Raw genomic sequence first — 26,622 nt, 5'->3', positions numbered from 1 at the left:
GGCTCGCCACGGTCTGTATAGCCGTCGCGAGCAGGACGAGAGTTACCTGCATGACAGCTTCCACCGCCGCGATCCGGCCGCGGGCCACGAGCTCCGCCGGGACCGCATCCGCCACTGGAACGGGCGCGGCTTCGGCCGGCGCTCCCGCCGCTCCCGCCGCCGTCGCTCCCGCCGCCCCCGTGGTTCCCGTCGCTCCCGCCGCCCCCGCCGCCCCCGCCACCGTCGCCGGAGCCAAGCGCGTGCTGGCGGCCTCTGTCTTCGGCTTCTTCCTGGTCGGGCTCGACGCCATGGTGGTCAACGTGGCGCTGCCGGCGATCAACCGCAGCCTGGCCGGCGGGCTGTCCGGCGCGCAGTGGGTGATCGACGGATACACGCTGGCGTTCGCCGCCCTGATGCTGTCGGCCGGGGCGCTGGCCGACCGGATCGGCGCCAAGGCCGCCTACGGCCTGGGACTCGTCGGGTTCACGCTGGCCTCGATGGCCTGCGGCCTGGCGCCGTCGCTGGCGCTGCTGGTCGGGGCCCGGCTGGTGCAGGGCGCGGCGGCCTCGGTGATGCTGCCAGCCTCGCTGGCCCTGGTCCGGCAGGCGTTCCCGGACCCGGTGGCGCGGAACAAGGCGATCGCGCTGTGGACGGCGGCCGGATCGGCGGCCGCGGCGGCCGGCCCGGTGGCCGGCGGGCTGATCACGGCGGCGGCGAACTGGCGCTGGATCTTCTTCCTGAACCTGCCGGCCGGGGTGCTGGCGCTGGCGCTGCTGGCCGGGACGGCCAAGACGGCGCGGGCTTCGCGGTCCGGTGCCGGGGCGGGCGCGGGCGCCGGGGTGGGCGCGGGGGCCCACTTCGACGTGGCCGGACTGCTGTCCTCGGTGGTGGCGCTGGCCGGGCTGACCTACGGCTTCATCGAGGGCGGCTCCCAGGGCTTCGGCTCCGCGTCGGTGCTGGCCGCGTTCGGCGCGGCGGCGGTCGCTGCCGTGGTGTTCGCGGTGGCCGAGAAGCGGCAGACCCGGCCGATGGTGCCGCTGGCCCTGTTCCGCTCTCCGGCGATGTCGCTGGCGGCGGTGGCCGGCTTCGCGGTGAACGCGGCCTTCTACGGCGTCATCTTCGTCATGAGCCTGTACTTCCAGCAGGTGGAGCACAAGTCGCCGACCGTCACCGGCCTGCTGTTCGCGCCGATCACCGCGGTGGTGACGGTGGTGAACCTGACGGTCGCGGCCCGGATGGTGGCCCGGATCGGCGCCCGGGTGTCGATGACCATCGGCCTGGTCGGCACCGGCGCGGCGATGCTGGTGCTGCTGGCGGTCCGGCCGGGGCTGCCGGCCTGGGCGCTGGTGCTGCTGCTGGTGCCGGTGTCCTTCGCCGGGGCGTTCGTGGTCCCGGCGCTGACCATCCTGGTGATGAGCAGCGTCCCGGCCGACCGGGCCGGCACCGCGGCCGGGATCGTCAACACCTCCCGGCAGGTCGGCGGGGCCCTGTCGGTGGCGGTGATCGGCGCCCTGGTGGCGGGCCGCGACTTCGCCGCCGGGATGCACGCGGGGCTGATCGGCCTGGCGGTGCTGCTGGTGGTGACGGCTCTCACAGTCCACTTCGTCGCCCCCGGGAAGAAGCAGGCTGCCTGAGCCGGTTGTACCGGGCGCGGCCGGCGCACCATCACTGCGCCGGGCGTGATCTCACAATCCGAAGCGCCGCGACCCGAGACCCGGGTCGCGGCGCTTCGTCGTGGACCGGTACGGTGGCGCGGGGATCGGGGGGTCTCAGGGATCTCATGGGGTTCGAGGTCCCAGGAGCACATCACACGGGGAGGATTCAGCATGCGTAAATGGGTGGCGAAAGCCGTGACCGTGGCGCTGGCGGCCGGCACGCTCCAGGGCGTCGCGGTGGCGGACCCGGCCTGGGCCTGCGGGTGCGGGGCGTACATACCGGGCGCGAACGGGACGGCCAACGTCGCCCAGGAGCAGGCGCTGCTGCGCTTCGACGGGACGACGGAGGACGTCGTGATGCGCTTCGCGGTGCACAGCGACGCCACCGACGCCGCATGGGTGATGCCCGTGCCGGGGCCGGCGAAGGCGACGCTCGCCTCCCAGGACCTGTTCGACGACCTGTCCGACGCCGAACTGCCCCGCACCGAGATCCGCCACCACCTGTGGCCGCACCTGGACCTGTCCGGCTCCGACGACGGCGGGGGCAGCGGCGCCGCCCCGGGCGGGGCCGCCGGCTCGGTGCTCGTCCTCGGCGACCAGCGCATCGGCGACTTCGAGGTCGCCAACCTGGCCGCCTCCGACCCGTCCGCGCTCACCGGCTGGCTGGCCGAGCACGGCTTCACGCTCAAGCCCAACACCGCCGACCGCCTCGCCGCCTACACGTCCCAGGGCTGGCAGTTCGTCGCGATCCGCCTGGCCTCCGGCTCCACGGCCAACCTGAACGGCACCCTGGACCCGATCCGCATCACCTTCGCCACCACCGACCCGGTCTACCCGATGCGCCTGTCCGCCGGCGCCACGACCCCGCAGCGCGTCGAAGTGGCGATGCTGGCGCCGCACCGCATGGACGCCGCCAAGGCCCCGATCGCCACCCTGCCCTCGACCTCGTCCTTCGGCGACTGGCTCGACCCCTCCCACACCGGCAAGGCCCTGGCCGGCCTGGCCGCCGGAAAGATGTTCCTCACCGTCTTCGACAACTACTTCGGCAAACCCGCGCAGATAACCCAGGACTACCAGTTCGCCCAGGCCAAATCGGACTGGATCCAACACCCGGTGGAATACCGCGATGAACTCCTGACGATCATCGGCATCCCGGTCTACCTGCTCATCCTCCTCGCGGTCGCGATCCTCATCCTCTGGACGATGTGGTGGCTGCGCCCGCGCGTAAGGAGCGTCCGTGGCCCGGCCGAGCCTGCTCGTTGACGTCGACGGCCCGCTGAACCCGTACGCGGCGAAGGCGACCCGGCGCCCGCGGGGGTACACGACGCATCGGTGGATGGTGCCGAGCTGGGTGGCGGCCGAGAGCCGGCGACTGGCCATGCTCGGCGAGTTGCCGCGACGCCTCAAGCCTCTGCGGGTCTGGCTCAACCCCGACCACGGGCCGGCGCTGACGGCGCTCCCGTTCGAGCTGGTGTGGGCGACGTCGTGGGAGCACGAGGCGAACGACTACGTCGGACCGGTGCTGGGACTGCCGCCTCTACCGGTGATCGAGTGGGCCAAGGACAGCGAAGCCCGGACCTCCACCGGCGGACTCTTTTGGAAGACACCGCAGATAGTGGCCTGGGCCCGCGGCCGCCCCTTCGCCTGGGTCGACGACCAGATCACCGCGACCGACATCGCTTGGGTCCGGTCCCATCACTCCGGACCGGCGCTGCTGCACTGGGTCGATCCCCGTATCGGCTTGACCGACGACGACTTCGCCACGCTGGCGGCCTGGCCAGAGCTCTGATACTTGCGGCCCCCCGCCGACCTCACCGCGCGTACTCGGTAGCCCGCGACTCCCGCACCACCGTGATCCGGATCTGGCCCGGGTAGGTCAGCTCCTCCTCCACCTGCTTCGCGATGTCGCGCGCGATGACCTGGGCCTGGATGTCGTCCACGGCGTCGGGGACCACCATCACCCGGATCTCGCGGCCGGCCTGCATCGCGAAGACCTTCTCCACGCCCTCGTGGTCGGCGGCGATCTGCTCCAGGCGCTCCAGGCGCTTCACGTAGGCCTCCAGCGACTCGCGCCGGGCGCCGGGGCGGCCGCCGCTGATCGCGTCGGCGGCCTGGGTCAGGACCGCCTCGACCGTGCGGACCTCGACCTCGTTGTGGTGTGCCTCGATCGCGTGGACCACGTCGTCGTGCTCGCCGTACTTGCGGGCGATCTCGGCGCCGATCAGGGCGTGGCTGCCCTCGACCTCGTGGGTCAGGGCCTTGCCGATGTCGTGCAGGACGGTGCAGCGCTTGAGGAGCACCGGGTCCAGGCGCAGTTCGCTGGCCATGATGCTGGCCAGGTGCGCGGACTCCACCAGGTGCTTGAGGACGTTCTGCCCGTAGGAGGTGCGGTAGCGGAGCTTGCCCAGCAGGGCGATGAGCTCGGGGTGCATGTCGGTGATGCCGAGCTCCATCAGCGCGTCCTCGCCGGAGCGCACGCACATCTGCTCCACCTTGGCCTTGGAGCGCTCGTAGATCTCCTCGATGCGGTGCGGGTGGATCCGGCCGTCGAGGACCAGCTCCTCCAGCGTCAGGCGGCCGACCTCGCGGCGGACCGGGTCGAAGCAGGAGAGCAGCACCGCCTCCGGGGAGTCGTCGATGATCAGGTTGACGCCGGTGATCGACTCGTAGGCGCGGATGTTGCGGCCCTCGCGGCCGATGATGCGGCCCTTCATGTCGTCGCTGGGCAGGTGCAGGACGCTGACCACGGACTCCGCCGTCTGCTCGCTGGCCACCCGCTGGATCGCCAGGGCCACGGTCTTGCGCGCCCGCTTGTCGCCCTCGTCGCGGGCCTCCTGCTCGATCTGCCGGATCAGCACCGCGGCCTCGCGCTTGGCCTGGTTCTCGATCGACTTCACCAGCTCGGTCTTGGCCTCCGCCGAGGACAGCGCCGCCGCCCGCTCCAGCACCGCGCGCCGCTCGTCCTCCAGCGTCGCCAGCTCGGCCTTCTTCCGCTCCAGTTCGACGTCGGTGGCCGCGAGCTCGCGCTCCTTCTCGGCGGTGCGGCGCAGGTCGGCGTCCAGCCGCTCCTCGCGCTCGGCCTGGCGGGCCTCGCGCCGCTCCAGGTCCAGCCGCAGCTCGCGGATCTCGTCCTTGAGCACCCGGGTCTCGGCCTCGGCCTCGTCGCGGATCCGCCGCGCCCGGTCCATCTCGACGGCGGCGGCCGAGGCCGCCTGCTCGCGGATCCGCACCGCCTGCACGTCGGCCTGCTTGCGCGCCTCGGCCGCCTCGCGGTGCACGGCGCCCAGGTCGCGCTGGGCGGCGACGACCGCGGCGGCGTGCTCGCTCTCCCGGGCCTGGGCCCGCTGCGCGAGCTCGGCGAGCTGCTTGTCGAAGTCCTCGTACGCGCTTTTCTTCAGGTTGTTGATCCGGCGGGACCCCCCGACGTTCAACCCCACGAGCAGGCCGACGCACGCCGCGACCACCGCTGCGATCGCGATCAATAGGCCGACCATTTAGTTCGCTCCCAGCGCGCTTGAGTGATCCTTCGATGATCCCTCACTGAGTGCGAGGTTAGGGCGAGGTAACAATACGGTCAAGGAGGAGTGTGGTCGACAACCGTTGGTGTCGCCGCGAAAATTCGATGAAAGCACTGGAAGGAGTGGCAACGGCGCCGGAAACGAATCCGGTCGGTCCGGGTCTCGAATCCGCCCTCGATCGGGCCGTGGCGGGGCCGCCCGCCGACTCGCTCGCCGAGTCAGACATCGAATCAGCCTGGACGTGGACGCCGGACGCCGCCGCGCGTCAGTCGAAGTCGGGCGGCTCGACGTCCAGGTCCTGACCCTCCTCGGCCAGCGCCTCCTTCACCGCGCGGAACGCCACCGCCGACGAATAGCCCTTGCGCGCCAGCATCCCGACCAGCCTTCGCGTCCGAACCTGCGGGTCCAGCCCTCGAGTGGCCCGCAAGCGGGCATCGACCAGGCGGCGAGCGGTCGCGGCCTCCTGGTCCTCGTCCAGCGTGGACAGCGCCTCGGCCGCGGTGTCGTCGTCGACGCCCCGGCGCCGCAGCTCGTACCCGAGGGCGCGTTTGGCCAGCCCGCGCTCCGAATGCCGGGACCGGACGAAGGTCTCGGCGTAGCTGGCGTCGTCGAGCAGCTGCAATTCCTCGAAGCGGTCGAGGACCGCCTCGGCGATGTCGTCCGGGATCTCCTTCTTGCGGAGCCGGTCGGCCAGCTGCGAGCGGGTCTGCATCTGACGTCCGAGGTGGTACAGCAGGATGTTCTTCGCCCGCTGTTCGAGCTTCTCGCGCGACTGCGGCGGCTTGGGCCGGTCGGAGTCGGCGTCCCCGCCGCCGGTGTCACGGTCCTTACGACGGGAGGACCAGCCCGAGGACTGCTTCCTGGCCTGTGCTTTCTTGGCCTGGGCCGTCTTGGGCTGTGCGTTCCTGGCCTGGGCCGTCTTGGACTGGGCCGTCTCGGACTGTGCTGTCTTGGGCTGAGCCTTCTCGGGCTGTGCCGTCCCCGCTTGAGCTTCGCGGACTTGAGCTTTCGGGGCGCCGGGCAGCTCGGCCGCCGCCACCGGCCCCGCCTCGGCCCACGCCGGAGCCGCGGCCGGCTCCTCGCCCGCCGCGGCGAACCAGTCGGGACCGGCTCCCTCATCCTGGGACCGGCCCCAACCGGCGCTCACCTGGCTACTCCTCCGAACCGGCCGCCGCCGCCGCGGTCTTGCGTCCCCGGGCCGCCTTCACCGGCTTCGGGATGGCCCCGCCCCCGGTCGACTCGGCCTCGGCGGCCGGGGCGGCGTCGGCCCCGCCCTCCGCCGCCGGGTCCTCGGCCACCTTCGGCCCGATGCCCAGCTTCTCCTTGATCAGCTTCTCCAGGCCGTCGGCGACGTCCGGGTTCTCCTTCAGGAACCGGCGGGCGTTCTCCCGGCCCTGTCCGAGCTGGCCCTCGGAGTACGTGAACCAGGCACCGGCCTTCTTCACGAAGCCGTGCTCGACGCCCATGTCGATTAGCGAGCCCTCGCGCGAGATGCCGGAGCCGAAGACGACGTCGAACTCGGCCTGCTTGAACGGCGGGGCCACCTTGTTCTTCACGACCTTCACCCGGGTGCGGTTCGCGACCGCCTCCGTGCCGTCCTTCAGCGTCTCGATCCGGCGCACGTCCAGGCGCACCGAGGCGTAGAACTTCAGCGCGCGGCCGCCGGTGGTGGTCTCCGGCGAGCCGAACATCACGCCGACCTTCTCGCGCAGCTGGTTGATGAAGATCACGGTGGTGTTGGTCTGGCTGATCACCCCGGTGAGCTTGCGCAGCGCCTGGCTCATCAGCCGGGCCTGCAGACCCACGTGCGAGTCGCCCATCTCGCCCTCGATCTCGGCCCTGGGCACCAGGGCCGCGACCGAGTCGATGACGATGATGTCCAGCGCCCCGGAGCGGATCAGGGTGTCGGCGATCTCCAGCGCCTGCTCGCCGGTGTCCGGCTGGGAGATCAGCAGCCCCTCGGTGTCCACGCCGAGGTTCTTGGCGTACTCCGGGTCCAGCGCGTGCTCGGCGTCGATGAACGCCGCCTGGCCGCCGCGGGCCTGCGCGTTGGCGACCGCGTGCAGCGCGATCGTGGTCTTGCCGGAGGACTCCGGACCGTAGACCTCGACGATCCGGCCGCGCGGGAGGCCGCCGATGCCGAGCGCCACGTCCAGCGCGATCGAGCCGGTGGGGATGATGTCGATCGGCTGGGCCGAGCGCGCACCCAGGCGCATCACCGAGCCCTTGCCGAAGTTGCGCTCGATCTGGGCGAGGGCGGCGTCGAGCGCCTTCTCGCGATCGGTGGCCGATGCCGCCATGGATGCCTGCCTTAAGGGTTCTTGCGTGCTCCGCGTCTGACTGTCCTGAAGGTAGAGGACGCCACTGACAAAAGCTGTCGCAGGCACCCGCCGCCTCGTCCGACTGCTCTCACGGTACCTGGGGCGCGGGGTCTTCCCGTGCCGAACGTCCGCCTTGGCGCATAACGGTCACCACCACGAGCACCGCGACCGGGGACAGCAGCGCCACCGCCAGACCCGCCAGCCAGGAGTAGCCCAGGGTCCCGACCACCAGCCCGGCCAGCGCCGCGCCGCCGGCCGACGAACCCTGCATCACGAAGTCGCTGGCCCCCTGCACCGAGGGCCGGACCAGGTCCGGGGTGGACTCGGTGAGCAGCGTCGACCCGGCCACCACGCCGCAGGACCAGCCGACGCCGAGCAGCAGCAGGCCGACGACCATGTGCGTCCTGGAGCCCATCGGGGCGGTGCCGACGATCAGGCAGGCGACCGCCAGGATCGCCATCCCCGCGCCGAGCACCGGGATCCGGCCGATCCGGTCCACCGCGGCCCCGACCAACGGGGAGAACGCGTACATCCCGGCGATGTGCACCGACAGCACGACGCCGATGACGGTCACCGACATCCCGTCGGAGTTCATGTGGACCGGGGTCATGGACATCACCGAGACCATGACGGTGTGCGAGACGGCGACGACCGCGATCGCGAGCACGGCGTACGGCGACTCGCCGATCACCGCGAACGACTCCTTCAGCGACAGCTTCCTCGGCGCCGCGGCGTCCTCGCCGCGCAGCTCCCGCGCGACCAGCAGCGGATCGGGCCGCAGCAGCAGCCCGAGCACCAGCGCCGCGCCGGCCATCGCGAACCCGGACCACAGGAAGGCCCCGGCCAGCGGCGGCAGGCCGAGCGCCCGCGCGGTGCCCTCGGCCGGGCGGGCCAGGTTCGGGCCGAGGATCGAGCCGATGGTGACCGCCCAGATCACCACCGACAGCGCGCGGCCGCGCCGCTCGGCGGGCGCCAGGTCGGTGCCGGCGTACCGGGCCTGGAGGTTCACGGCGGAGGCCCAGCCGAACAGGGCCATGCCCAGCAGCAGGAGCCAGAAGGCCTGGAGCCGCGCGGCCAGGACGATCACCGCCGTGCCGGCGATCGCCGTGGAGTAGCCGAGCACCAGGCCGGGGCGGCGCCCGCGGGCGGCCATGACGCGCGACAGGGGGATCGCGGCGAAGGCGGCGCCCAGGGAGGTGAAGGTCCCGGTCAGGCCGGCCAGCGCGGCGTTGCCGGTGAGCTCCTTGGCCAGCAGCGTGGACAGCGAGAAGCCGGTCGAGGACCCGATGCCGCCGAGGACCTGGCTGGCCATCAGGACCCGGACGGTACGGCGCTGGACGTCCCGGGCCCGGACGGCCGGGTCGGCGGGTATTCGGGCGGTCGCTGCGGTCACACGTGGAACGTAGCGGGGATCCTTACCGCTCCGGAAGGGGCGCCCGGGCGGAGGAAGTGACGATTCCGGCCATGGCCGGCGCGTCCGGACCGGACCGCTAGACCGACAGTTCCCGGTCCCGCGCCACGGCGGCCCACACCGCCTTGGTGTCCAGCCCGTCCCGCAGGGCCTCCATCACGGTCCGGCCGCCCAGTTCGCTCATCACGTGGTCGCGGGCGAACGAGTCGGAAAGCGGGCCGAACTCCTCCCGCATCCGCTCCCAGAAGTCCTGAAGCTGCATGGGATCAAGTCTGTCAGACCAGCAAGGCAGTATGGATCGTATGAAAACGTCCGCGGCACTGGATCATTTCCACCCGGCCACCAAGGCCTGGTTCACTGCCGCCTTCGCGGACCCCACGGCCGCCCAGGCCGGAGCCTGGAACGCGGTCGCCGCGGAGAAGAACGCCCTGGTCGTGGCCCCGACCGGGTCCGGCAAGACGCTCGCCGCGTTCCTGGCCGCCCTGGACCGCCTGGCCTTCGGGCCGCCGCCGACCGACGCCAAGCGGCGCTGCCGCGTGGTCTACGTCTCGCCGCTGAAGGCCCTGGCCGTGGACGTCGAGCGCAACCTCCGCGCGCCGCTGGCCGGTCTGAAGCAGGCCGCGGCCCGCCTGGGCCTGCCCGAACCGGACGTCGACATCGCGGTCCGCTCCGGCGACACCCCGGCCGACCAGCGCCGCCGGTTCGTTTCCAAGCCCTCCGACATCCTGATCACCACCCCCGAGTCGCTGTTCCTGCTGCTGACCTCGGCGGCGCGCGAGTCGCTGCGCGGCGTGGAGACGGTGATCATCGACGAGGTGCACGCGGTGGCCGGGACCAAGCGCGGCTCGCACCTGGCGGTGTCCCTGGAGCGGCTGGACGCGCTGCTGGAGCGGCCGGCGCGGCGGATCGGGCTGTCGGCGACGGTGCGCCCGGCCGAGACGGTCGCGCAGTTCCTGGGCGGCCCGCACCCGGTGGAGATCGTGGCGCCGAAGATCGTGAAGACCTTCGACATCAAGGTGTCGGTGCCGGTCGAGGACATGGGCGCGCTGGACACCGACGACGGCGAGCGGGTGGCCGCCGACCAGGCCGGGCGGCGCACGGCGTCGGTGTGGCCGCACGTCGAGGCGGCGGTGGCCGCGCTGATCGAGCAGCACCGGTCGACCATCGTGTTCACCAACTCGCGGCGGCTGGCCGAGCGGCTGACCGGCAAGCTGAACGAGGCGCACTGGGAGCGGGTCACCGGCGGGGTCCTGGACGCGCCGCTCCCGATCGGGCAGGCGCTGTCCGCCCCGGCGGAGCTGATGGCGCAGGCCGGGTCGGTGGCCGGGGCGCCGCCGGTGCTGGCCCGCGCGCACCACGGCTCGGTGTCCAAGGAGCAGCGGGCCGACATCGAGGAGGCGCTGAAGGCCGGGAACCTGCCCGCCGTGGTCGCCACCTCCAGCCTGGAGCTGGGCATCGACATGGGCGCCGTCGACCTGGTGGTGCAGGTCGAGTCGCCGCCGTCGGTGGCGGCCGGGCTCCAGCGCGTCGGCCGGGCCGGGCACCAGGTCGGCGCGGTCTCGCGCGGCGTGATCTTCCCCAAATACCGGGGCGACCTGGTGCAGTCCGCGGTGGTGGCCGAGCGGATGGTCAGCGGCTCGATCGAGGCGCTGAAGGTGGTCCGCAACCCGCTGGACGTGCTGGCGCAGCAGATCATCGCGATGGTCGCGGTCGAGGACTGGGCCGCCGACGACCTGATCGCCCTGGTCCGGCGCTCGATGCCGTTCTCGGCGCTGCCGGACTCGGCCTACGAGTCGGTGCTCGACCTGCTGTCCGGGCGGTATCCCTCGGACGAGTTCGCGGAGCTGAAGCCGCGCATCGTCTGGGACCGGGTCGAGGGCCGGCTGTCGGCGCGCCCGGGGGCGCAGCGGCTGGCCGTGACGTCCGGCGGCACCATCCCGGACCGCGGCTACTTCGGGGTGTTCCTGGCCGGGGCCGAGATCGGCGCCAAGCGGGTCGGTGAGCTGGACGAGGAGATGGTCTACGAGTCGCGGGTCGGCGACGTGTTCACCCTGGGCTCGTCGTCGTGGCGGATCGAGGACATCACCCACGACCGGGTGATCGTCTCCCCGGCGCCGGGGATGCCGGGCAAGCTGCCGTTCTGGCACGGCGACGCGCTGGGCCGGCCGCTGGAGCTGGGGCGAGCGCTCGGCGGGTTCCTGCGGGAGCTGGGCCGGACCGACGAGCCGGCGGCCAAGGCCCGGCTGGCGGCCTCCGGCCTGGACGAGTGGGCCGCCGACAACCTGCTGTCCTACCTGCGCGAGCAGAAGCAGGCCACCGGCCGGGTCCCGGACGACCGCACGATCGTGGTCGAGCGCACCCGCGACGAGCTGGGCGACTGGAAGATCCTGGTCCACTCGCCGTTCGGCGCGCAGGTGCACGCGCCGTGGGCGCTGGCCATCGGCACCCGGCTGCGCGAACGCTACGGGCTGGACGCGCAGGTGATGCACGCCGACGACGGCATCGTGCTGCGGCTGCCGGACACCGACGCCGCCGACCCCACGACCGAGAGCCTGGGGCTGCTGTTCGGCTCCGACGAGATCGAGGAGATCGTCACCGGGGAGATCGGCGGGTCGGCGCTGTTCGCGTCCCGGTTCCGGGAGTGCGCGGGGCGCGCGCTGCTGCTGCCGCGCACGCGTCCGGGCAAGCGCACGCCGCTGTGGCAGCAGCGGCAGCGGTCGGCGCAGCTGCTGTCGGTGGCGGCCAAGCACGCGAGCTTCCCGATCGTGCTGGAGGCCGTGCGCGAGGTGCTGCAGGACGTGTACGACGTGCCGGGCCTGATCGAGCTCTGCCGCGACATCGAGGCGCGCAAGGTGCGGATCGTCGAGGTCGAGACCGCGCAGCCGTCGCCGTTCGCGCGCTCGCTGCTGTTCGGGTACATCGCGCAGTTCATGTACGAGGGCGACTCGCCGCTGGCCGAGCGGCGGGCCGCCGCGCTGTCACTGGATCCGGCGCTGCTCGCCGAGCTGCTGGGGCAGACCGGGCTGCGGGACCTGCTGGACCCGGAGATCCTGGCGGCGCTGGAGGAGGAGCTCCAGTACCTGACGCCGACCCGGCGGGCCCGCGACGCCGAGGACGCCGCGGACCTGCTGCGGCTGCTCGGACCGCTGTCGACGGCCGAGGCCGCCGCACGCGGGATCGAGGCGTCGTGGCTGGTGGATCTGGAGGGGGCGCGCCGCGTCATCCGGGTGCGGATCGCCGGGCAGGAGCGGTGGGCCGCGATCGAGGACGCCGGGCGGCTCCAGGACGCGCTGGGCGTGCCGCTGCCGGTCGGCATCCCCGAGGCGTTCACCGCCGTGGTCGCCGACCCGCTCGGGGACCTGGTCGCGCGGTACGCGCGCACACACGGGCCGTTCAACGCCATCGAGCCGGCGACCCGGTTCGGCATCCCGGCCTCGTCGGTCATCGCCGCGCTGGAGCGGCTGGCCGCGGCCGGCCGGGTGCTGTCCGGGGAGTTCCGGCCGGGCGGGAGCGGCACGGAGTGGTGCGACGCCGAGGTGCTGCGCCGGGTGCGGCGCCGCACGATGGCGGCGCTGCGCAAGGAGGCCGAGCCGGTCGCGCCGCAGTCGCTGGCGCTGCTGCTGCCGGCCTGGCAGTCGGTCGGGCGCGCCGCGGCGTCCCCGCTGCGGGGCGTGGACGGCGTGCTGCGGGTGGTGGAGCAGCTGGCCGGGGCCGTGGTGCCGGCCTCGGCCCTGGAGCGCCTGATCCTGCCCTCCCGGGTCGCGGACTACTCGCCCACGATGCTGGACGAGCTGACGTCCTCCGGCGAGGTGGTGTGGGCCGGCGCGGGCTCGCTGGCCGGGGACGACGGCTGGGTCACCCTGTGCCCGGCGGAGCTGGCACCGCTGCTGCTGGCCGAGCCCTCGGAGGCCCTGGACCCGGCGCCGGTGCACCGCGCCATCCTGGAGGCGCTCGGCGAGGACGCGGCGCTGTTCCTGCGCGGCATCGTGGCCCGCGTCGGGGAGGAGTTCACCTCGGCGGACGTCCTGGCGGGCCTGTGGGACCTGCTGTGGGCGGGCTACATCACCAACGACACCCTGGCGCCGCTGCGCGGCCTGCTGGGCTCCGGCAAGAGTGCGCACAAGACGCGGCGCCCCACGCCGCGCGGCCGCTATGCCCGCCTCGGCGTCGCGGCCGTCTCCGCGGACCAGAAGGCCCAAGCCGCGATCAGCCCTTCCGGCGCCGGCCGCTGGTCGCGCCTGGAGCCCCGGGTCGCCGACCCCACGCGGCGGGCGCATCTGCTGGGCGAGGTGCTCCTCGACCGCTACGGCGTGGTGACGCGCGGCTCGGTGATGAACGAGCGCATCCCCGGCGGCTACGCGGGCGTCTACTCGGTCCTGTCCGCCTACGAGGAAGCCGGCCGGTCCCGGCGCGGCTACTTCGTGGAGGGCCTCGGCGCGGCCCAGTTCGCCGCCGAGGGCGCCGTGGACCGGCTCCGTGCGCTGGCCGCGACGCTGGAGAACCTGGAGTCCCACGAGCGCGAAGCGGCGGCCCCGGCCCTGACCTCGGACGTCCACAAGCTCATGGGCGTGCCCCACGACTACACGCCGCACCGCCCCGCCAAGACCCCCGAGCACATCGGCGCCCTGGTCCTCGCCGCCACCGACCCGGCCAACGCCTACGGCGCCGCGCTCCCGTGGCCGGCGCGGCCGGTCAACGAGGACGGCGTCCTGCCGACGGCCCACAAGCCGGGTCGCAAGGCCGGCGCCCTGGTGGTGCTGGTCAACGGCGCCCTGACGCTCTATGTCGAGCGCGGCGGCCGCACGCTGCTGTCCTGGACCGACGACCCGGCCACGCTGCAGTCGGCGGCCGACGCGCTCGCTCTCACGGTGCGCGACGGGTGGCTCGGCAAGCTCACTGTCTCCAAGACCGACGGCGAGGACGTCCTCAACACCGGCCGCAACTCGGCGCTCACGCAGGCCCTCGCCGCCGCCGGGTTCCGGTCCACGCCCTCGGGTCTGCGGTTGCGGGGGTGAGGGGCGGCGGCTCGCGCCCGCTCGCTCGCCCGCCTGCTCAGCCGCCCGCCCGCTAAGCCGCCCGTCCGCTCGCCTGCTCAGCCGCTCAGCCGCTCAGCCGCTCAGCCGCTACCCGAACTGGTCGTAGCCCATCTTCGTCACCATCACCGCCACCACCACCAGCAGGACCACCCGCACGAACCCGGCCCCGCGCTTGAGCGCCAGCCCCGAGCCCAGCCGCGCCCCGCCGATGTTGCACACCGCCATCCCGGCGCCGAGGAGCCACATGACGTGCCCCTCGACCGCGAACACCAGCAGCGCCCCGAGGTTGGTCCCGGTGTTGACCACCTTGGCCATCGCCGAGCTCGCGACGAACTCGGTGTACAGGCCGATGGTGAAGCAGATGATGAGGAAGGTGCCGGTACCGGGGCCGAAGATGCCGTCGTAGAAGCCGATCACGCCGCCGGCGAGCAGCGTCGTGGCCGCGCGGCGGCGCGGGCCGGCCTGGAGCGTCGAGTTCTCGGTCCCGAAGGCCGGGCGGAAGACGACGAACAGCGCCACGGTGGTCAGCAGCACCATCACCACCGGACGGAACACGTGCGTGGGCAGTGCCGAGGCCGACAGCGCGCCCAGGCCCGCGCACAGGACCGCCAGTGCGGCGGCGGGCAGCACGACGCGCTTGTCGACCGGGGTGCGCCGGGTGTAGGTGAGGGCCGCGGTGCTGGTTCCGGATATGCCGACCAGCTTGTTGGTGCCGAGCGCGGTCGCCGCCGGCAGTGTCGGGAACGCCACGAGCAGGCTCGGCAGCATGATCAGGCCGCCGCCGCCCACGATCGCGTCCACTCCCCCGGCTCCCGCCGCGGCCGCGAACAGCCCCGCCCCGTGCGCTATGTCCATGGCCGGGGACTTTAGTGATCGTGGATCACATCGTGGTCACGCCCCAGGCCGAGGTGGGGCCGGCGGTCCGGCCGCCGAGAAGTCGGTCGCCAAGAAGTCGGTCGCCGAGGGTCGGGACGCGTGACGCGCGCGCCGAGGCCGGAGTGCGCATTCAGCTCGCCGCCTGCTCGCCGCTGCCCAGCGGCAGCCCGTCCTGGAACGGCAGCCCCAGCAACTGCGCGACCACCCCGAGGTACACCTCGGCCTCGCGCGCCAGCTCGGCGGCTTCGGCGTCGGTCACCGCGTTCGGCAGCCCGGCCTGCGCGGCGGCCCGGCGGGTGGCGCCGGAGGCGAAGTAGGCGGCCCAGTCGGCCAGCTCCGGCGCCTCGCGGTAGAGCAGGTCCCAGACGCTGCGCGGGCGGCCGCGGCCCGGGGCGGACGGCACCGCGCGCGCGGTGACCACGGCCGCCGAGGCGTGCAGCGCCGCCATGTGGGCGCCGCAGTAGCGGTCGTAGGGATGGGAGTTGGTGACGGCTTCGGCCAGCTCGTGCACGGCCTGGTCGAACAGGTCGCGGGCGGAGCGGGACGCGGGGCCGCGCCGGTGGCCGCCGGAGCCCATCGGGGGCAGCGGCGGGGGATGAGCCCGAGACCCGGCTATCGGTCCCGTGTCCGTGCTTTTGAGCGTCTTCGTCGCGGCGGGCATGATTCCCTCCCAATCACTGATGACATGTCGGACACGACTCGCAGCATGTCTCTTCCACAGTGACAGGCGGCACTGACAAAAAACACGTGTTCACGCGCGGAAATTCGCATGAACCGCGGGCGCCGTCGTCCGGTGGTCAGCTCTCGGGGAACCGCAGGACCCGGCCCACCTGTCGTGGCAGGGGGCTCAGCGATTCGGCGACGAGCAGCCAGCCGCCGCCGGAGACGTCGTGGCAGAGCTGGAACACGTCCACCTGCCCGTCCCGCCCGACGCTGGCGCGCACGCTCCACAGCTCCCGCTCGACCTCCCGGTCCCGGCCGAAGACCAGGGTCTCGAAGGTCCCGAGGCGCCGATCGGTCCGCAGGAGCACGGAGGGAAGCTCGCCGCTGTCGGATCCCACCTGGATCCAGTGCGAAAGGACCTGGCGCACGCGGTAGAGCTTGCCGCGCCAGATGAAATGCGCCGGCTCACCATGCCGTCGCAGCACGTCGATCTGTTCGTCCTCGGTGCTCACAGCGGCACCCATCCCATTCGCACTCATCGCAGCCTCCGTAAACGCCGCCACCTCAGTGTCCGAACACCCGGGCCGGCCACGGCGGGCCCCGGGCTTCCCCTCCCGCGGGCCGCCGACAAGCCGACCGCCCCGGGCGTCGGACCGTCATCGAATCTTTGTTCGACTGGAGTCAGGCTACCCCCCGGCGGGTCCGCGGCTCAACGGAAACAGGTCAAGACTCGCTCAAATGAGTGAAGCCGCATTCCGGCTAGGGCCACCAATAGGGTCACGACCTGCGGAAATACAGTGAATGGCGGAGGGGTACCCCCTCAACGCGAACGGCCGGAAGGCAGGCTAAGGGCGCAATCACCAGGCAGCCCGATCCGGTCCCGCTTCACGAAGCTCCGCCGCCCCGTGTCGGCGGTGCCCCATCAAACGGGACCGGGTCTTCCCCCATTTCGGCATCGCGCGGCCGGGCCGTGTCTCCCCGACACACCCCGCAGTGGCGCGGCCCTCGCGTGCCGTCAGTAAGTGTGGCGCATGGGACTGACACTCCTCATGGGTATTCGTACTCAGCTCCGGGATGAGTACTCGCGCAGGCCACGGCGTCCGCCTCCGGGAGGCACGCGTCAGACGCGCGTTATCGGATCGCAACATGCGGAAGTGGGTCGGGTTGCAACCGAACGGCACCTCTCGAACGTCTATAGGGATGACTGGCTGGTCGTGTCGACACGCCGCCAGCGCACCCGGTGGGGGTGCCAAGTGGGGGTAGGGAAGGCCTGTCGGCCTTGGCGGGGTCCGCGTCTGTGGGGGCGCGGGTCCCGCCCCTCGGCCCGAAAGTCCAGCCAGAATGCTCAGCCCGAACCCTCAGCCCGAACACCCAGCCCGACACCCGTGTGCCTCGCCCCGGTTTCCGGGCCCGGTCACCCTGACGGCGCAGAACTCTCCGTGCCGCACTGCGATCATGGGCTGCGCGCCGGATGCTTTTTGCCGTGGGACGAAATCGACATCCGGTGATCGCGCACTCCGTGTCGTCCGTGCTGTCCTCCGAACCGCTGTCCGCCGACCCGCCGCCCGCCGGCGAGGCCGTCACCGTCCTCGTCCCGCTGCTGAACGACGAGCGCCGGGTGCTGCGCTGCGTCCGCGCGCTGCTGGCCCAGACCCGGGTGCCGAAGCTGGACGTGGTGTTCCTGGACGCCGGTTCGACCGACCTGACGCGGCGTCTGGTGCTGCGCGCCGCGCTGGACGACCCGCGCCTGCGGCTGCTGGTCGGGGCGCCGGCGCCGGTCGGCTGGTGCGCGCACGCGCACGCCTGCGAGCAGCTGGCGGTGGCGGCCCGGGGGCGCACCATGGTCTTCGTCGACCCGGGACTGGCGCTGGCGCCGGGGGCGATCGCGTCCGCGGTGGCGGCGCTGCGCGGTCCGCACCAGCTGGACCTGGTGGTCGCCGAGGCGCACCGCCGCACCCGGCCGGCGCAGCCGCCGGTGGGGCCGAGCCGGTCGACGTCGGCACGGCTACTGGCGGTGGACACCGAGATGTACTGGCGGGTCGGCGGGCACTGCAACGCGGCCCACGACGCGCAGGGCGAGTCGGGCCTGGTCCGCGCTGTCCGGCGCGCCGGAGGCCGCGTGGCATCGGTCGACGGCCGGCACGCCATCGAGTTCCTGGACGGTTCGCTCTGGCCGCGGGAGCGGGCCGGGACGCCCGCGCCCGCCGGGCTCGGCAGCCGGTATGCGGTGAGCGACACGGAGAATTCAATACTGCATTCGTTCACCGACACCGCGCGGCGGCTGCTGGCGGCGTTCACAGCGACCGCGACGCCGGTCCCGGGCCGGGCGACGCACCAGGCGCGGCGGGCCCCGGTACGGACCGGGACCGGCTACGGGTCCGGAGCGAAGCCGGCCGGCCCGATCGCCGACGCGGCGGCCAACCGCGCGGCCGGGGCTGCGGCGCAGGCACAGGCGGCGGCTCGCGAAAGCGGCGAGGTCCAGATGGTCGGGAGCAGGCTGTTCCGCTGACGTTTCAGCGACTCAGCAGCTCTGCGGCTCAGCAGCTCAGCGGCTCAGCGGCTCAGCGGCTCAGCCGCCCCACAAGCTCAGCCGCTCAGCCGCGCTCTCAACGCCGCACCTCACAGCCACGGCACCTCAAACCCACCGGGCCGCTTCGCACCCGCCCCCGGCCGCCGCCACCCGTAGAACCGCACCAGCACCGCGATCGCCGCCAGGTAGAACATCCCGCCGACGAGCACCCCGGCCGAGACGCTGAGCGAGGAGTTGAGCGTGGAGTCCTCGTCGAAGGTCGTGGCGAAGGCGACAATCACCCCGAGCGCGAAGGCGAGCGCGGAGACCAGCTGTCCTCCGAAGGGTGCTCGGCGCTGGATCAACTTCAGCCGGGCGATGCCCAGCAGCACCGCGCAGATCACACCCCCGATCCCGAACCAGTCCTCGCCGGTGGCGTCGGCGGCGACCCCGCCCCCGTACTGGAGCGGGAACAGCGCGATCGTGGTCACGGCCAGGATCGCGCTCTCGCGCGTCACGCTCAGCCGCTGGGAGCCCCGGACCCGCAGCGGCCCGCGACCCCACCGGGTCAGCAGCAGGAACGCCGGACCCGCGACGACCAGCCCGACGCCCGCCCAGAGCAGCTGCTGGGTGTTCACGGACACCCGGTCCCGCACCTCGGCCCACACCGGGTAGCCCGCCGCCGCGCCGGTGGCCAGCGCGCCGAGCATCGGCCGACCCCAGCCCCGCCAATCCGAGTTGCGCAGCGCGACCTCTTTGAGCAGGAACCTGCTGGAGAAGAACGTCAGCGTCAGCAGCGGGTAGATCGTCCAGTCGCGGTGGACCACCAGCGTGCTGAACAGCCAGCCGCCGCCGAGGAGGACCAGGCCGGTGAGGACGAGCGCCGCGACCGTTCCGATCGGCGCCGGGCCTCTTCGTCCTCGCCCCGGGAACGGGTCGGGCCGGCCTATGTCGCCGACCGGTTCCTCGCGCATGAACACCATGACGGCTGATGGTAGCGCCGCAGGTGGGGACTGTGCGGCGGCTATCGCGCCCCGGCCAGCAGGGCCGTGGCGGTCGGCAGGTAGGTCGGGCCGGAGAAGTCCCAGCCGCCGACGGCCTTGCGGTAGTGGATCAGCTGGCGTTCCGGGGCCAGCTCGGTGCGGCCGTACTCCTGGTAGCCGGCGGAGGCGTACATCCGCTGGTTCTCCCACATCATCGAGTGGGTCAGCAGCCGCAGCTCGGGGAACCAGAGCCGGCGCGCGTGCTCCTCGGCGAAGGCCAGGATGCGGCGGCCCAGGCCCTGGCCCTGGCGGTCGGGGGCGACGGCCAGGTTGTCGAGGTGGAGCCAGCCGTCCTCGGGGGTGAGGGTGATGGTGGCGACCGCCGGGCTGCCGACGACGAACAGGCAGCCGCGGCGCATCAGGTGCGGGTAGTCGGCGTCGAGCGGCGCGGGCCGGGCGCCGATCCGGGTGAGGTAGTGGCGGTAGGCCGAATGGATGACGGCGTGGACCGCCGCCAGGTCCATCGGCACCGCGTATCGGACTGCCAGCGGTTGCATGTGCGTGCCTCCTTCTCGCCCCCCATGCGTTGGTTCATCGCAGGCTGGCACACGTCGGCAGCGCCGCGTGACGCGATCGGGCGTCGTTCATCAGACAAGGTGACATCGCGGCTGACTGGACCGGGAGCAGCCCGGATGAAGCCGGGACACAGCTGTACGCAGCCTGAATGAAATCGCAGGAAGCCGTGAGGCCCCACGCAGGAGCAGCCTCAGGCCGACAGCGGCAGCCCCGCGGCACGCCGGCTCGCGGGCTCGCGCGCCGCCTCATGCCGCCGGTCCAGCCCCAGGTTGCGGTAGATCTCCAGCGTCGCCGTCGACATGTTCAGCGTGATGAAGTGCAGCCCCGGCACGCCCTCGGCAAGCAGCCGCTCGCACATCCGGGTCGTCCACTGCACCCCGACCTCCCGGACCGCCGCCTTGTCGCCCTCGACCGCCAGCAGCGCGCTCTCCAGCTCGGCCGGGAACGCCTGCCCGGTGAGGCCGGTGATCCGCTTGATCTGCGCGACGTTGGTCACGGGCATCACGCCCGGCAGGATCGGCACGTCGCAGCCGGCGGCCGCGACCCGGTCCCGCAGGCGCAGGTAGTCGTCGGTGAGGAAGAACATCTGCGTGATCGCGAAATCGGCGCCGCGGCGACACTTGTCGACGAAGCGCGCGATGTCCGTGTCCCAGTCCGGGGAGCGCGGGTGCATCTCCGGAAATGCTGCGACGCCGACGCAGAAGTCGCCGGACTCACGCACCAGGTCCACGAGGTCGCCGGCGTAGGACAGCCCCTCCGGGTGCGCGGTCCACTCCCCCAGCGGATCGCCCGGCGGGTCGCCCCGCAGCGCCAGGATGTTGCGCACGCCGGCGTCGGCGTACTGGCCGATGACGTGCCGCAGCTCGGCCACCGAGTGGTTGACGGCGGTGAGGTGTCCCACCGGGGTCAGCGTGGTGTCCGAGGCGATGCGCTCGGTCGTCTCCACCGTCTTCACCCGGGTGGTCCCGCCGGCGCCGTAGGTCACCGAGACGAACGTCGGCGAGTAGCCCTCCAGGCGCCGGAGCGCCCGCCAGAGCTGCTGCTCCTGGACGTCGTCACGGGGCGGGAAGAACTCGAACGAGTAGGAGCGCTCCCCGCGGGAGAGCAGCTCGCGGACGGTGGCGGCACGGTCCGGCCGCACGGAGGGGAGTCCCAGTGCCATGTATCCACCGTAACGAGCCGGGCCCCGGTTGTAACGGAGCACGACTAACGTCCCGAGCCGCGAGACACGACCCGTATGGTTGTTCCCGTGAATCCCCTGGACCGCCACGACCTGCGCACCCGAGTCGACGCCGCCCTGGCGGAGTTCCTGGATCGCCAGGGCGCGGCGCTGATCGCCATGTCCCCGGAGCTGGCGCCGCTGCCGACCGCGCTGCGGGAATTCCTCGACGGCGGCAAGCTGATGCGGCCGGGATTCTGCTACTGGGGCTGGCGCGGCGTGGCCGGCCGGGACGGGGCGGAGCTGGACCCGGAGCTGGAGGCCGGCGCGGTGCGCGCCGCGGCCTCGCTGGAGCTGCTCCAGGCCTCGGCCCTGATCCACGACGACTACATGGACGGCTCCGACACCCGCCGGGGCATGCCGGCCATCCACCGCCGGTTCGCCGCCGCGCACCGCGAGGCGGCGTGGGAGGGATCGGACACCCGGTTCGGCGCGGCGGCCGCGATCCTGCTCGGCGACGTGTGCCTGACCTGGTGCGACGAGATGTTCGCGGGCAACGGCCTGCCGCCCGAGCGGACCGCCGCGGCCCGTCCGTACTACGACGTGATGCGCACCGAGGTGATGGCCGGCCAGTACCTGGACGTGCTGGCCCAGGCCCACGGACTCGACGAGCCGGAGCGCGCCGCGCAGCGGGCGCAGACGGTGATCCGCTTCAAGTCCGCGAAGTACACGATCGAGCGCCCGCTGCACGTCGGCGCGATGCTGGCGGGCGCCACGCCCGACGTGATCGCCGCCTACTCGGCCTACGGCCTCCCCCTCGGCGAGGCCTTCCAGCTCCGCGACGACGTCCTCGGCGTCTTCGGCGACCCGGCGGCCACCGGCAAGCCGGCCGGCGACGACCTGCGCGAGGGCAAGCAGACGCTGCTGGTGGCACTGGCCGCGGCGCGCGCCGACAGCCCGGCGACGATCAAGACCCTGCGCGCGGAGCTGGGGAACCCCGACCTCGACGCCGCGGGCGTCGCCGAGCTGCAGGACATCATCCGCGACACCGGCGCGCTCGACGACGTCGAGACCCGGATCACGGCCCTCACCCTGGAGGCGACGGCCGCCGCCGACGCCGCGCCGATCGCCGACGAGGCGCGCGAGGTGCTGCGGGAGCTCGCGGTGATGGCCACGGCGCGGAAGAAGTAGGGGCTTCGGGGTCTGGTTCGGGCTCGAGCTCGGGCTTCCGGCCCCGGGCTTCCGGCCCCGGGCTTCCGGCCCCGGGCTTCCGGCCCCGGGCTTTCACGCTTTTCTTGTCTTCAGGCTCCTGCGCTTGTCGGCTACCCCTGCTGATTCAGTCCGTCGACCACCGGGCGCGCGTGCTCGAAGCCGAGGCGCGACACGGTCGCCGTGTCCAGCCGGAAGAACCGGCCGCCCTCCGCGGGCAGGCCGAGCCAGCGGGCGCACAGGATCCGCAGCACGTGCCCGTGCGCGATCAGGCACACGTCCTGGCCCTCGCCGTCGGCCAGCACCGGCCGGACCCGGGCGAGCACGCGGTCCACGCGCGCGCCGACCTGCTCGACGGTCTCGCCGGGGTGGTCGGCGTCGCCGGGGACGATGCCGTCGTCCCACAGGTACCAGCCGGGGCGGGTCCGGTGGATCTCCTCGGTGGTCACGCCCTCGTAGCCGCCGTAGTCCCATTCCCGCAGGTCGGGGTCCACGGTCACACCGGTGAGGCCGGCCAGGTCGGCGGTGCGGACCGCGCGGGTCAGGGGACTGCTGTAGACCGCGCCGAAGGTCTTGCCGGCCAGGAGTTTCGCGGCGGCGCGGGCCTGGTCCTCGCCGGCGGTGGTCAGGGGCAGGTCGGTCAGTCCGGTGTGGCGGCCGTCGCGGCTCCACTCGGTCTGGCCATGGCGCAGCAAGATCAGCTCGGACATGCTTCCGAGCCTAGTGCGGCGGCCGCCGCCGTGCGTGGCGACCCAGGGTGCGTCGACCCGCCCCGCGTCCGGCCTCCCGCCCCCGCGCCCCGTGGCGCTCCGGGTGGCGTCTCCCCCCGCCCCATTGACCCGGGCGGGATCTCCCTTTTGACTGGAAACGGCGGCATCGGCGGCCTTGGGGAGGATCCCCGTCGCACCGCCCGGACCGCCGCCAGCGAAGGAGGCGCCATGGCGAAGTCACTCCCGGACACCGTGCATCCGACCGTTGAGAGCCCCCCGCCCACGCCCGCCGAGAGCCGGGCGCTGCCGATCGTCGTCCTCGAGGCCGAGGCGGGCAGTTGCAGCTGTGGCGGCGGGTGCAAGTGCGGCTGCCAGAGCGGCAGCTCCTGCGCGTGCGGAGGCGCCTGCTGCCACTGACGACCCGCACCGCGCGCGTCCGCGGATTCCTCGACACCGGGCCGCCGGAGGGTTCCCCTTCCGGCGGCCCGTTCCCTTGTCGCGGGATTGCTGTTAGGTTCGCAAAACTAGAACCTGTATCAGTTTCGGCGGCCGAGTCCCCCGGCCCGCCGGCCGCCGTCGCGCAGGAGGCCGCCCATGTCCGAAGCCGTCATCGTCGAGGCGGTCCGCACCCCGATCGGCAAGCGCAACGGCGCGCTGGCCACGCTGCACCCGGCCTACCTGCTCGGCGAGACCTACCGCGAGCTGCTCAAGCGCACCGGGGTGCCGGCCGACGCGGTGGAACAGATCGTCGGGGGCTGCGTCACCCAGGCCGGCGAGCAGGGCTTCAACGTCGCCCGCACCGCGTGGCTGGCCATGGGCCTGCCCTACTCCACCGCCGCCACCACCGTCGACTGCCAGTGCGGCTCCTCGCAGCAGGCGAACAACCTCATTTCCTCGATGGTCGCCGGCGGTACCGTCGACATCGGCATCGGCTGCGGCGTGGAGGCGATGTCCCGGGTCCCGCTCGGCGCCAACGCCAAGTCCGGGTTCGGCCGCCCGCAGCCGGACGAGTGGAGCCTGGACATGCCCAACCAGTTCGAGGCCGCCGAGCGGATCGCCCGCAAGCACGGCATCACCCGCGAGGACGTCGACGGCCTCGGGGTGCTGTCGCAGGCCCGTGCCAAGCAGGCCTGGGAGGAGGGCCGCTTCGACCGCGAGGTGTTCGAGGTCCAGGTGCCGACCACCGAGCAGGAGCGCGACGAACACGGCATGTGGCGCGTCGTGACCCGCGACCAGGGCCTGCGCGACACCACCCGCGAGGGCCTGGCCGCGCTGAAGCCGGTGCTCCCCGACGGCATCCACACCGCCGGCACGGCCTCGCAGATCTCCGACGGCGCCGCCGCCGTGCTGTGGGCGTCCGAGAGCACGGCCCTGGCCCTCGGCCTGCGGCCCCGGGCCCGCATCGTCGCGCAGGTCATGGTCGGCTCGGACCCGTACTACCACCTCGACGGCCCGATCCCGGCGACCACCGCGGTGCTGGCCAAGGCCGGCATGACCGTCGCCGACATCGACCTGTTCGAGATCAACGAGGCCTTCGCCTCGGTGGTCCTGGCCTGGGCCCGCACGCACCGCGTCGACCTGGACAAGGTCAACGTCAACGGCGGCGCGCTGGCCATCGGGCACCCGGTCGGCGCGACCGGCGCGCGCCTGTTCACCACGGCGTTGCACGAGCTGGAGCGCTCCGACAAGGAGTTCGCGCTGCTCACCATGTGCCAGGGCGGGGCGCTGGGGATCGCGACGATCATCCAGCGGGTCTGAGCGGCGGCATCACTGAGCCGCAGCATCTCTAAGCGGCAGCATCTCTAAGCGGCGGTATCTCTGAGCGGCGGCACCCGGGGCAGCCGGCCCCGGCTGCGCCTCAGTGCCCGTATCCGCACTCGAACGGCCGGGCGTACCGCTGCGCGTACTCCGGCGTCGCGATGCCCTCCAGCAGGTCGGGGGCCGGGTTCGCCGCGCCCGCGGTCAGCGTCAGCGGGATCGCCCCGGCCCAGTGCGACAGCAGCAGGTCGGCCTCGTCGTCGGCGACGTGCTGCCCGCGCGCCTTCAGCGACACCTCCTCCAGGTCCACGGCCAGGATCGCGGTGGCGGCCAGTTCCTTGCGGGTGGGTTCGCGCGACTCCTCGGACCGGCCGGGCGCGATGTGCTCGATCAGCGCCCGCATGGCCTCCAGGCGCTCGGTGTGGTCGGCGACGACCCGCGCCCGGCCGTGCACCACGACGCTGCGGAAGGCCATCGAGTGGTGCATCCAGCTGCGGGCGAGGATCAGGCCGTCGATCAGGGTGACGGTGACGCCGACGCGCTGGCCGTCCAGACCGGCCATCCGGCCGCCCGTCGAGCCGTGGACGTAGAGGCGGTCGCCGCGCCGCGCGTGGACGGTCGGGAGCACCACGGGAGCGTCGTCCAGGACGAAGGCCAGGTGGCAGACGAGCGCCTCGTCGAGGACCGCGTGGACGGCGGCCCGGTCGTAGTCGACGCGGTTCTGGTAACGGGTGGCGGTGGTCCGCGCGGTCTGGGGGTAGGAGCCGGCGGCGGAGCGGTGGCCGAGCAGGCAGGCGTCGGTCTCGGCGTCCGTCGCGGGCTCGGTGGTCGCGGTTGTCTCGGTCGTCGCGGTCGCTTGCGTCATTTTTCGTCCTAGTGCAAACTAGAGGCTGTGGTAGTTCAAACGACTTCGGGGGCAGCGTACAAAATCTCCGGACGCGGCGCCAGCCAGATCGCGGCGTCCATCGAGGCCGGCATCGCCGCCGGGCAGCTGGCCCCGGGCCAGGCCCTGCCCCCGATCCGGGACCTCGCCGCCGAGCTCGCGGTCAACCCCAACACCGTCTCGGCCGCCTATCGCCTGCTGCGCGACCGCGGCGCCGTGGAGACCGCCGGCCGACGCGGGACGCGAGTCCGCGAGCGGCCCGCGACCGCCCCGCGCAACCTCGGTTTCCCGCTCCCCGCCGACGCGATCGACCTGGTCAACGGCAACCCGGACCGTCGGCTGCTGCCGGAGCTGGTGTTCCCGCGCGGCATCTCGCAGCGGCTGTACAAGGGCGACCCGATCCTGCCGGAGCTGCTGACGACGGCCCGGGCCCGCTTCACCGCCGACCGCATCCCGGCCGAGCACGTGATGCTGGCCTTCGGCGCCGGTGACGCCATCGACCGCGTGCTGTCCGCGCACCTGCGCACCGGGGACTCGGTCGCGGTGGAGGACCCGGGCTGGGGCGCGGTCTACCACCTGCTGCCGGCGATGGGGCTGACCGCCGTGCCGGTGCCGATCGACGAAGAAGGCATGATGCCGCAGAGCCTGGCGGCGGCGCTGAAACGGGGCGTCCGCGCGGTGATCATCACGTCCCGCGCCCAGAACCCGACCGGCGCCGTGGTGACCGCCGAGCGCGCGGCGGCGCTGCGGAACCTGCTGGCCGGGCATCCCGACGTGCTGCTGATCGAGGACGACCACGGCGCGGACATCACTCCGCACCTCCGCCTGAACACCCTGGCCGGGGCGACGGAGCACTGGGCCCACATCCGCTCGCTCTCCAAGGCCTACGGCCCGGATCTGCGCTGCGCGGTCACCGCCGCCGACGCCACGACGGCGGCGCGGGTCGCCGGCCGGCTGCGGCTCGGCGCCGGCTGGGTCAGCCAGCTGCTCCAGGACCAGGTGCACCGGCTGTGGACGGACGAGGGGGTCGAGGCGCAGATCGCCGAGGCGGCCCGGACCTACACCGAGCGGCGCGAGGCGTTGATCGCGGCGCTGGGCGCGCGCGGGATCGCCGCGCGGGGCGCCAGCGGCATCAACGTATGGATTCCGGTGGCCGACGAGGCGGTGATGGTCAGCGGGCTGCTGGCGGCCGGGTGGGCGGTGGCACCGGGGGCGTGGTTCCGGGTCGGGACACCGCCGGGGGTGCGGATCACGATCTCGAATCTGGACCTGGCCGACATCGAGCCGCTGGCCGACGTGTTCGCCGCGGTCATGGCGGCTTCGGGCGCGGGTGGCGCGATGTGAGCCGTTGTTCGCCCTCAGCGAACGGCGGTTGC

21 protein-coding genes are annotated in these 26,622 nt (G+C 73.0%); 8 read left to right on the top strand and 13 right to left on the bottom strand.

Features of this window, described 5'->3' with window-relative positions; all coding sequences use genetic code 11:
* Window positions 1-50 precede the first annotated feature (50 nt).
* The 3 genes from ABD481_RS25130 (at window position 51) to ABD481_RS25120 (ending at window position 3,423) form a co-directional block, all read left to right on the top strand.
* On the top strand, window positions 51-1,613 hold the full coding sequence (locus tag ABD481_RS25130; RefSeq protein WP_344668207.1) for an MFS transporter: 1,563 nt from the start codon (window positions 51-53) through the stop codon (window positions 1,611-1,613).
* A 192-nt stretch (window positions 1,614-1,805) separates the two neighbouring features.
* Complete coding sequence (locus ABD481_RS25125; RefSeq protein ID WP_344668206.1) at window positions 1,806-2,897, top strand: DUF2330 domain-containing protein; 1,092 nt, start codon at window positions 1,806-1,808, stop codon at window positions 2,895-2,897.
* Window positions 2,872-3,423, top strand: coding sequence for a hypothetical protein (locus ABD481_RS25120; protein WP_344668205.1), 552 nt, complete (start codon window positions 2,872-2,874; stop codon window positions 3,421-3,423). Before ABD481_RS25125 ends, ABD481_RS25120 begins: the two co-directional genes overlap by 26 nt.
* A 22-nt stretch (window positions 3,424-3,445) precedes the next feature.
* On the opposite strand, the gene rny is transcribed toward ABD481_RS25120, so the two are convergent.
* The 5 genes from rny to ABD481_RS25095 all read right to left on the bottom strand — a co-directional run bounded on the left by rny (window position 3,446) and on the right by ABD481_RS25095 (window position 9,146).
* Complete coding sequence (rny, locus tag ABD481_RS25115; RefSeq protein WP_344668204.1) at window positions 3,446-5,128, bottom strand: ribonuclease Y; 1,683 nt, start codon at window positions 5,126-5,128, stop codon at window positions 3,446-3,448.
* Window positions 5,129-5,417: 289 nt separating this feature from the next.
* On the bottom strand, window positions 5,418-6,299 hold the full coding sequence (locus ABD481_RS25110) for a regulatory protein RecX (RefSeq protein ID WP_344668203.1): 882 nt from the start codon (window positions 6,297-6,299) through the stop codon (window positions 5,418-5,420).
* A 4-nt stretch (window positions 6,300-6,303) separates the two neighbouring features.
* The gene (gene recA, locus ABD481_RS25105) at window positions 6,304-7,452 is read right to left on the bottom strand and encodes a recombinase RecA (RefSeq protein ID WP_344668202.1); all 1,149 of its coding nucleotides are present in this window, start codon (window positions 7,450-7,452) and stop codon (window positions 6,304-6,306) included.
* A 109-nt stretch (window positions 7,453-7,561) separates the two neighbouring features.
* On the bottom strand, window positions 7,562-8,866 hold the full coding sequence (locus tag ABD481_RS25100) for an MFS transporter (protein WP_344668201.1): 1,305 nt from the start codon (window positions 8,864-8,866) through the stop codon (window positions 7,562-7,564).
* 97 nt (window positions 8,867-8,963) lie between these two features.
* On the bottom strand, window positions 8,964-9,146 hold the full coding sequence (locus tag ABD481_RS25095) for a DUF3046 domain-containing protein (RefSeq protein WP_344668200.1): 183 nt from the start codon (window positions 9,144-9,146) through the stop codon (window positions 8,964-8,966).
* A 31-nt stretch (window positions 9,147-9,177) separates the two neighbouring features.
* On the opposite strand from ABD481_RS25095, the gene ABD481_RS25090 reads away from it, so the two are divergent.
* Window positions 9,178-13,899: an ATP-dependent helicase gene (locus ABD481_RS25090; RefSeq protein WP_425559277.1), complete on the top strand. Its 4,722-nt coding sequence runs from the start codon at window positions 9,178-9,180 to the stop codon at window positions 13,897-13,899.
* A 108-nt stretch (window positions 13,900-14,007) separates the two neighbouring features.
* Here ABD481_RS25090 and ABD481_RS25085 read toward each other — a convergent pair whose 3' ends face one another.
* From ABD481_RS25085 to ABD481_RS25075, 3 genes are all read right to left on the bottom strand, one after another.
* On the bottom strand, window positions 14,008-14,775 hold the full coding sequence (locus ABD481_RS25085) for a TSUP family transporter (RefSeq protein ID WP_344668198.1): 768 nt from the start codon (window positions 14,773-14,775) through the stop codon (window positions 14,008-14,010).
* Between the two features lie 151 nt (window positions 14,776-14,926).
* Window positions 14,927-15,457 (bottom strand): SAV_6107 family HEPN domain-containing protein, encoded by a 531-nt coding sequence (locus ABD481_RS25080; RefSeq protein ID WP_344668197.1) that lies wholly within the window; start codon window positions 15,455-15,457, stop codon window positions 14,927-14,929.
* A 136-nt stretch (window positions 15,458-15,593) separates the two neighbouring features.
* Complete coding sequence (locus tag ABD481_RS25075; protein WP_344668196.1) at window positions 15,594-15,998, bottom strand: DUF6504 family protein; 405 nt, start codon at window positions 15,996-15,998, stop codon at window positions 15,594-15,596.
* A gap of 944 nt (window positions 15,999-16,942) precedes the next feature.
* On the opposite strand from ABD481_RS25075, the gene ABD481_RS25070 reads away from it, so the two are divergent.
* Window positions 16,943-17,968, top strand: coding sequence for a glycosyltransferase family 2 protein (locus tag ABD481_RS25070; RefSeq protein WP_344668195.1), 1,026 nt, complete (start codon window positions 16,943-16,945; stop codon window positions 17,966-17,968).
* 110 nt (window positions 17,969-18,078) lie between these two features.
* On the opposite strand, the gene ABD481_RS25065 is transcribed toward ABD481_RS25070, so the two are convergent.
* The 3 genes from ABD481_RS25065 to metF all read right to left on the bottom strand — a co-directional run bounded on the left by ABD481_RS25065 (window position 18,079) and on the right by metF (window position 20,689).
* A complete protein-coding gene (locus ABD481_RS25065; RefSeq protein ID WP_344668194.1) occupies window positions 18,079-18,951 on the bottom strand; it encodes a hypothetical protein in 873 nt (290 codons plus the stop codon).
* A gap of 41 nt (window positions 18,952-18,992) precedes the next feature.
* The gene (locus ABD481_RS25060) at window positions 18,993-19,508 is read right to left on the bottom strand and encodes a GNAT family N-acetyltransferase (protein WP_344668193.1); all 516 of its coding nucleotides are present in this window, start codon (window positions 19,506-19,508) and stop codon (window positions 18,993-18,995) included.
* Between the two features lie 209 nt (window positions 19,509-19,717).
* Window positions 19,718-20,689, bottom strand: a complete 972-nt coding sequence (metF, locus tag ABD481_RS25055) for a methylenetetrahydrofolate reductase [NAD(P)H] (protein WP_344668192.1) — start codon at window positions 20,687-20,689, stop codon at window positions 19,718-19,720.
* 75 nt (window positions 20,690-20,764) lie between these two features.
* Between metF and ABD481_RS25050 the strand changes: the two genes are divergently transcribed.
* Complete coding sequence (locus tag ABD481_RS25050; protein ID WP_344668191.1) at window positions 20,765-21,877, top strand: polyprenyl synthetase family protein; 1,113 nt, start codon at window positions 20,765-20,767, stop codon at window positions 21,875-21,877.
* A 131-nt stretch (window positions 21,878-22,008) separates the two neighbouring features.
* Here the strand turns inward: ABD481_RS25050 and ABD481_RS25045 are convergent, their stop codons facing one another.
* Window positions 22,009-22,605 (bottom strand): histidine phosphatase family protein, encoded by a 597-nt coding sequence (locus ABD481_RS25045; protein WP_344668190.1) that lies wholly within the window; start codon window positions 22,603-22,605, stop codon window positions 22,009-22,011.
* Window positions 22,606-23,199: 594 nt separating this feature from the next.
* Here ABD481_RS25045 and ABD481_RS25040 point away from each other — a divergent pair.
* Window positions 23,200-24,363, top strand: a complete 1,164-nt coding sequence (locus ABD481_RS25040) for a steroid 3-ketoacyl-CoA thiolase (RefSeq protein ID WP_344668189.1) — start codon at window positions 23,200-23,202, stop codon at window positions 24,361-24,363.
* Between the two features lie 100 nt (window positions 24,364-24,463).
* Here ABD481_RS25040 and ABD481_RS25035 read toward each other — a convergent pair whose 3' ends face one another.
* Entirely contained in the window at window positions 24,464-25,228 is a 765-nt protein-coding gene (locus ABD481_RS25035; RefSeq protein ID WP_344668188.1) for a pyridoxamine 5'-phosphate oxidase family protein, read from the bottom strand.
* Between the two features lie 27 nt (window positions 25,229-25,255).
* Here ABD481_RS25035 and ABD481_RS25030 point away from each other — a divergent pair, with 27 nt between their 5' ends.
* Complete coding sequence (locus tag ABD481_RS25030; protein ID WP_344668187.1) at window positions 25,256-26,590, top strand: aminotransferase class I/II-fold pyridoxal phosphate-dependent enzyme; 1,335 nt, start codon at window positions 25,256-25,258, stop codon at window positions 26,588-26,590.
* Window positions 26,591-26,622 lie beyond the last annotated feature (32 nt).

Origin of the sequence: Catenulispora yoronensis, from assembly GCF_039531695.1 — a bacterium.
GTDB classification, from domain to species: Bacteria; Actinomycetota; Actinomycetes; order Streptomycetales; family Catenulisporaceae; genus Catenulispora; species Catenulispora yoronensis.
The sequence above is the reverse complement of the archived record's forward strand: the minus strand, read 5'-3'. Positions and strand labels throughout refer to the sequence as shown.